At 39.9% G+C, this 6,160-nt stretch carries 9 protein-coding genes and 1 pseudogene; all 10 read left to right on the top strand.

Annotated features, from left to right (window positions below; translation table 11 throughout):
* The first annotated feature begins 163 nt into the window (after positions 1-163).
* The 10 genes and pseudogenes from G5B42_RS10790 to G5B42_RS10745 all read left to right on the top strand — a co-directional run bounded on the left by G5B42_RS10790 (position 164) and on the right by G5B42_RS10745 (position 6,055).
* On the top strand, positions 164-538 hold the full coding sequence (locus G5B42_RS10790; RefSeq protein ID WP_181340484.1) for a DUF134 domain-containing protein: 375 nt from the start codon (positions 164-166) through the stop codon (positions 536-538).
* A gap of 8 nt (positions 539-546) precedes the next feature.
* Positions 547-681 (top strand): annotated as a pseudogene (locus tag G5B42_RS10785) (iron-sulfur cluster assembly scaffold protein); the annotation flags it as partial.
* The gene (locus G5B42_RS10780) at positions 656-1,024 is read left to right on the top strand and encodes a NifB/NifX family molybdenum-iron cluster-binding protein (RefSeq protein WP_181340483.1); all 369 of its coding nucleotides are present in this window, start codon (positions 656-658) and stop codon (positions 1,022-1,024) included. The pseudogene G5B42_RS10785 and the gene G5B42_RS10780, both read left to right, overlap by 26 nt.
* 1 nt (position 1,025) lies before the next feature.
* Positions 1,026-1,886, top strand: coding sequence for a nucleotide-binding protein (locus tag G5B42_RS10775; RefSeq protein WP_132029537.1), 861 nt, complete (start codon positions 1,026-1,028; stop codon positions 1,884-1,886).
* Positions 1,864-2,748: an ATP-binding protein gene (locus G5B42_RS10770; RefSeq protein ID WP_181340482.1), complete on the top strand. Its 885-nt coding sequence runs from the start codon at positions 1,864-1,866 to the stop codon at positions 2,746-2,748. Before G5B42_RS10775 ends, G5B42_RS10770 begins: the two co-directional genes overlap by 23 nt.
* A complete protein-coding gene (locus G5B42_RS10765) occupies positions 2,745-3,566 on the top strand; it encodes an MBL fold metallo-hydrolase (protein ID WP_132029541.1) in 822 nt (273 codons plus the stop codon). The genes G5B42_RS10770 and G5B42_RS10765 overlap by 4 nt, the downstream gene beginning before the upstream one ends.
* Before the next feature lie 31 nt (positions 3,567-3,597).
* A complete protein-coding gene (locus G5B42_RS10760) occupies positions 3,598-4,329 on the top strand; it encodes a ZIP family metal transporter (protein WP_181340481.1) in 732 nt (243 codons plus the stop codon).
* Positions 4,330-4,384: 55 nt separating this feature from the next.
* Positions 4,385-5,233 (top strand): Mrp/NBP35 family ATP-binding protein, encoded by an 849-nt coding sequence (locus G5B42_RS10755; protein WP_118475155.1) that lies wholly within the window; start codon positions 4,385-4,387, stop codon positions 5,231-5,233.
* A complete protein-coding gene (locus tag G5B42_RS10750; protein WP_181340480.1) occupies positions 5,230-5,703 on the top strand; it encodes a C-GCAxxG-C-C family protein in 474 nt (157 codons plus the stop codon). Before G5B42_RS10755 ends, G5B42_RS10750 begins: the two co-directional genes overlap by 4 nt.
* Positions 5,696-6,055, top strand: a complete 360-nt coding sequence (locus tag G5B42_RS10745; protein ID WP_118475431.1) for a NifB/NifX family molybdenum-iron cluster-binding protein — start codon at positions 5,696-5,698, stop codon at positions 6,053-6,055. The genes G5B42_RS10750 and G5B42_RS10745 overlap by 8 nt, the downstream gene beginning before the upstream one ends.
* Positions 6,056-6,160: the final 105 nt, after the last annotated feature.

Here is a 6,160-nt window from a genome sequence, read left to right as displayed (position 1 = left end):
ACCGTAGAGGTTTCTTGGAGTACCTCCAGTACTATTTTGCTTTTGAATTCCGCTGAGTATTGATTTCTCTTTTTCATGCTTCCATTATAACTTACTTTTTTATTTTTGTGTCTCACACTATGGGAGCATTATAGTTTCTATCAGAATCGAGGCGACTAAAAATATGCCGAGACCAATGAAATGGAGAAAAGTATGCTGTTTGCCTGAAAGTAATAAGTTTGGTCCTCTTGATCTAAAGGTAGATGAAGCGAATTTCGTAAGAATGACAGTTGATGAGTATGAAGCCATAAGGCTTATTGATTTGGAAGGCTTTACGCAAGAGGAATGTGCCAAGCAGATGGATGTTGCACGCACTACTGTTCAAGGCATTTACGCTGAAGCTAGAAAAAAGATTGCCGAGTCTCTGGTAAATGGTAAGGTACTCTTGATAGAAGGTGGTGTATACAAGCTATGTGAAGGATTCGGAAATGGATGCGGACGAGGTTGTCGCAGGTATCGGCATGGTTGGCGCTTTGCAGGTAGTGATAGAGGTGACTGATAATGTTCATACATGCCTTAGATGGACTTCCTGAGAACAAGGTTCATTGCTCTAATTTAGGCGTTAGCGCATTACGAAATGCGATCAATAATTATATTAATAGAATGGAGGATTCTCATGAAAATAGCAATTCCGGTAGATGAAAAAAGTTTGGAGTCGAATGTATGTGTATCCTTTGGGCGTGCTCCCTATTTTCTAATTTATGATACTGAAACTAAAGAGAGTATATTTCTTTATAATGGTGCAGCAGCAAGTACAGGCGGAGCAGGAATTAAGGCAGCACAAACAATAGTGGATAATAAAGTGAACGCTTTACTTACTCCCCGATGTGGCGAAAATGCAGCTAATGTGCTCAAATCCGCTGATATTAAAATATATAAAACAGCGGGTATTTCCGCTAAAAAAAATATTGATGACTTCATCAGTGGAAAGCTATCCTTACTCGATGAAATTCATCCTGGTTTTCATGGCCATGGAGGGAACTAAAATGAGGATAGCTGTGCTAAGTGGCAAGGGCGGCACAGGAAAAACACTGGTGTCGGTTAATTTAGCTGCGGCTGCAAAAATATCAACGTATATTGACTGTGATGTTGAAGAACCAAATGGCCACCTTTTTTTTAAGCCCGAAAACATTCAGGAAGAAGAAGTACATGTACGAATTCCAAAGGTGGATGGCAAGCTATGCAATGGATGTCGAAAGTGTGTTGACTTTTGCAAGTTTAATGCCCTTGCCTATATAAAAGATAAACTGATTATATTTGAAGATATATGTCACTCTTGTGGAGGTTGTATCTTGCTTTGCCCTGAGAAAGCGTTAACAGAGAAAGAAAAGGTTATTGGCAAGATCCAAAAAGGAGCTTCGGACCAGGTAACAGTATATACAGGAATATTGAACACCGGTGAACCTTCGGGTATACCAATTATAAAAAAGTTGCTTAATGAGAACAAACCTGAAAGGAACAAGACGATATTTATCGACTGCCCTCCCGGAAGTGCCTGTATAGTCATGGAAAGCATTAAGGATGCAGACTACTGTATATTAGTAGCTGAGCCTACATTGTTCGGCGTTCATAACCTTAACATGGTATATGAACTGGTGAAGTTATTTAACAAGCCGTTCGGAGTTGTTCTTAACAAGTGCCTTGATGGTGAAAATCCATCAGAGCAATTCTGCATAGAAAAGAACATAAAAATTATAGGTCGAATTCCATTTGACAGTGCACTCGGTATGCTAAATTCAAATGCAGAAATCGCTGTAAGGAAAAGTGAAAGATACCGGACGATTTTTTCTTTTTTGCTGGAGACTGTGAAAAAGGAGGTGCATCATGAAACAACTTCTAATTCTTAGCGGTAAAGGCGGTACTGGTAAAACTACAATAGCCAGTGCTTTTATCAAGCTTTCAAAGGCTAAGGCTTATGCAGACTGTGATGTAGATGCACCTAACCTGCATCTTATAACAAAGCAAAACTCCCTGCCAAAGAAAACAGACTTTTATGGTTTGCCGAAAGCCGAGATAGATATCGAGCTGTGCATAGAGTGCGGACAATGCATGCAAAACTGCCGATTTGAAGCTATATCAGCAGACGGGAAATACAAGGTAGATCCTTTTGCCTGTGAAGGTTGCGGGGTTTGCGAGCTTGTTTGCCCTGTTGAAGCTGTGACTTTAAAACCTGCTGTAGCTGGTGAACTGCTGTTATATACAGATGGAGAAAAAGTATTTTCTACAGCGCAGCTAAAAATGGGCAGCGGAACCTCCGGAATGTTGGTTACCGAGGTAAAGAAGCAAATGAAGTCAGCAGCCGCTGATGTGGAGTTTGCCATTATTGACGGATCTCCCGGTATAGGCTGCCCGGTTATAGCGTCTTTGAGCGGTGTTGATATGGTGTTAATTGTGGCCGAGCCATCCATATCCGGAATTAGTGACATGGAGCGGATTATAAATACAGCTGCGAAATTTGGCGTAAAGACGGCGGTATGTATCAATAAGTTTGACACAAATATGCAAAACACAGAAAAGATAGAAAACTTCTGTAAAGGTCAGGGAATTAGCCTTTTGGGTAGAATACCCTTTGATTTGGACGCGGTAAAAGCAATTAATAATGGGCAGACAATTGTTGATATAGACTGTGCCTCAGGTGCAGCAGTGAAAGCAATTTATAGCAAGACAATGGAACTGCTGTTTGAAGAAGGTGGTGGGCTGAGGTCATGATTATCAAAACACTAGTTGAGAATACAGCGCTATCCAAAAACTTCGGCAGCGAACACGGACTTAGCCTTTATATAGAAGCAAATAGTCACAAAATTCTTTTTGATGTTGGCGCTAGTGAGTTATTTCTTGAAAATGCAAAGAAGCTGAATGTAGATATCTCTGAGGTTGATTATCTGATTATTTCGCATGGGCATTATGATCATGGTGGCGGGCTAAGAGCTTTTTTGCGTGAAAACACGAAAGCCGAGGTATTCCTACACCGACTAGCATTTGAAAAATACTATGCTTTGCGTTCAAATGATGAACCGGAGTATATTGGCTTGGATGAAGAATTGAAGCAAAACAAGCGAATTGTATTTACATCAGACCGTTTCTTTGTCAGCAAGGGGGTTCAAGTGTTCTCAAATATTACCAGGAAGGAACCTCTACCAAAGTCAAATGACAGTTTGCTTATGAAACATGACGGCAAAATAGTACAGGATACTTTTGCGCATGAACAAAACCTCATTATAGAGGAGGCAGGAAAGACGCTTTTGGTAACAGGCTGCGCCCATAATGGTATTGTAAATATTCTTGAATACTTCCATGACTTAAAAAGACGTATGCCTAACTATGTGATAGGTGGATTTCATCTTTCCAACCGTTCTGGCGGAAACGAGGTCCATGAAATGATAGATAGAATTGGTAAATACCTGGTGGATACAAAAGCAAAGTTTTACACATGTCATTGCACTGGTCTGGAGCCTTATAAAAGGCTGAAAACTATTATGGGTGATAGCATCGATTATCTGTCAGCAGGCAGTGAAATACACATATGAATTATTTGATAGTGCAAACCAAGGGAGATGAATGCCTGTGAAAGATATTAATACATTTATTTTGATTTCAGCCTTTGCGATAGGTGCAATGTTAGTAAACAGTTTGGGAATCTGGACTCTTTATAAAAATCGCGAATGGGCAGAAAAAATTAAAGACTATTGTATGTGTTTTGCTGCGGGAATACTTATCTCTTCCCCGCTGATAATGACTTTACCTCAAGCTATACAAAAAACCTCCTACGCAGGATTTACTGCGCTCGCAGGATTTTTATTTATGTATTTCAGCAATGAGATCATCAAATACAAAACAAAGCAAAAAGAACTGGCCTTTGGCATAACTGCAATTGAAGGTATCTTAATTCATTCACTTATAGATGGCGTTGTATACACAGTTACTTTTAGTATCAGCACAGTAGTTGGAATTCTTACTGGAGTTGGGTTGGTTGTTCATGAGTTCGCCGAAGGCGTTATAACTTTTTCAATGTTACTTAAAGGTGGATATAGCACAAGGAAAGCTGGGATTTATGCTTTTCTTGCAGCAGCATTAACAACTCCTATCGGTGCCTTTATAGCATATCCAATTGTTCAACATCTTAGTAACAATGTTTTAGGACATATGCTTGGATTTGTTGCTGGTGTTTTAATATACGTTTCGGCATCGCATTTATTGCCTGAAGCAAGGGAATATGAGAAAAAGCACTCTACACTAGCATTTATATTGGGAATTGTTTTCGCACTGCTTATTATGTTTACCGAACACTAAAGTTATTACAGCATAACAACCATGCATGAAAAATATACAGGAAGGAGCTAATATTATGAGCGAAAATTGCAACCAAAGCTGCAGCAGTTGCTCGGAGGACTGCGCAGAAAGAAAAGAGAAGAAAAATGATTTCTCCGTGAAACCACATGAAATGAGCAGCATTAAAAAGGTTATTGGTGTTGTCAGCGGTAAAGGAGGGGTTGGAAAGTCACTGGTAACTTCCATGCTAGCTGTTACCATGAATAGAATGGGGTATCATACCGCTGTTCTGGACGCTGATGTAACCGGGCCTTCTATTCCTAAGGCATTTGGTATCAAGGAAAAAGCCACAGGAAGTGAATTTGGCTTATTCCCAGTTAAAAGTAAGACAGGTATTGATATAATGTCTGTTAATTTGCTTTTAGAGAATGATACCGATCCAGTTGTGTGGAGAGGACCCCTGATCGGAAATATGGTAAAGCAGTTCTGGTCAGATGTTATCTGGAGCGATGTGGATTTTATGTTCATCGATATGCCACCGGGCACCGGCGATGTTCCCCTTACTGTATTTCAATCCATTGCTGTTGATGGGATCATTGTTGTAACCTCGCCTCAGGAGCTTGTATCCATGATTGTATCAAAAGCAGTCAGGATGGCTGAAATGATGAATATTCCTATCGTTGGTTTAGTAGAAAATATGTCCTATTTTAAATGTCCGGATTGCGGTAAGGAACACAAAATTTTCGGCGACAGCCATATTGACGAAATTGCCGAAAAGCATAATTTAAAAGTGCTTGCTAAGCTTCCGGTCAACCCCAAAATTTCTGCCGCCTGTGATAAGGGTATGATAGAACTTTTTGACGGCGATTGGCTTGATCCGGTGGCAAAAGTATTGGAGGAAATCATTGAGGAAGATAATAAATGAGTGCACATTCAGATTTGGCAAGAAAATTGTTTAAAAAAGGCTACAATTGCTCTCAATCTGTTTTTGCTGCTTTTTGTGATGAAACGGGGCTGGACACGGAAACAGCATTAAAAATTGCATCTTCTTTCGGAGGAGGTATGGGTAGGTTGCGAGAAGTATGTGGTGCTGTGACAGGAATGTTTATGGTGGTCGGCATGAAATATGGTTACACAGATCCATCCAGCAAAAATGCGAAAGCAGAACATTATGAGCTAGTTCAAGATTTGGCAAAACAATTTGAAAATGAAAACGGATCAATCATATGCAGGGAACTGTTAGGTATTTCAATTAAGCATGATAAACCTATACCCGAGACCAGAAATGATAATTATTATAAAAAGCGGCCTTGCGCAGAACTTGTTGAGCAAGCTGCAAGGATACTTGATGAATATATTCAGAGTAAAAGAATGGAGGAGGTCAACTATGATTAAAATTGCTGTAGCAAGTGATAACGGAATGGTGACTGAGCACTTTGGACATTGCGAAGGGTTTATAATTTTTGACACCGAAAACAACAAAATTGTTAAAAGTGAAACCATCGCTAACCCCGGGCATAAACCTGGATTCTTGCCTAATTTTCTTGCCGATCGTGGAGTAAACGTCATCATCAGTGGTGGTATGGGAGGAGGTGCAGTTGACATTTTTAATGAAAGGAACATTGAGGTTATTGTTGGGGCAAGAGGTGATGCCAAAGCAGCAGTAGAAGCATACCTGCAGGGTTCTCTTAAATCTACTGGTTCTGTTTGCCATGAACATGAGCACCACGATGAATGTGGAGAATGAAACAGGACTTTGAATTATAATTTCCTATACTTTGATTATTACACTGTGCAAATAAAAAGACACCGCTTCAGTACAAATACTGACGATCAAGTCCAGATTAGTGTG

The organism is Capillibacterium thermochitinicola (genome assembly GCF_013664685.1).
Classification (GTDB): domain Bacteria; phylum Bacillota; class UBA4882; order UBA10575; family UBA10575; genus Capillibacterium; species Capillibacterium thermochitinicola.
This window is presented reverse-complemented; position numbering and strand designations above follow the sequence as displayed.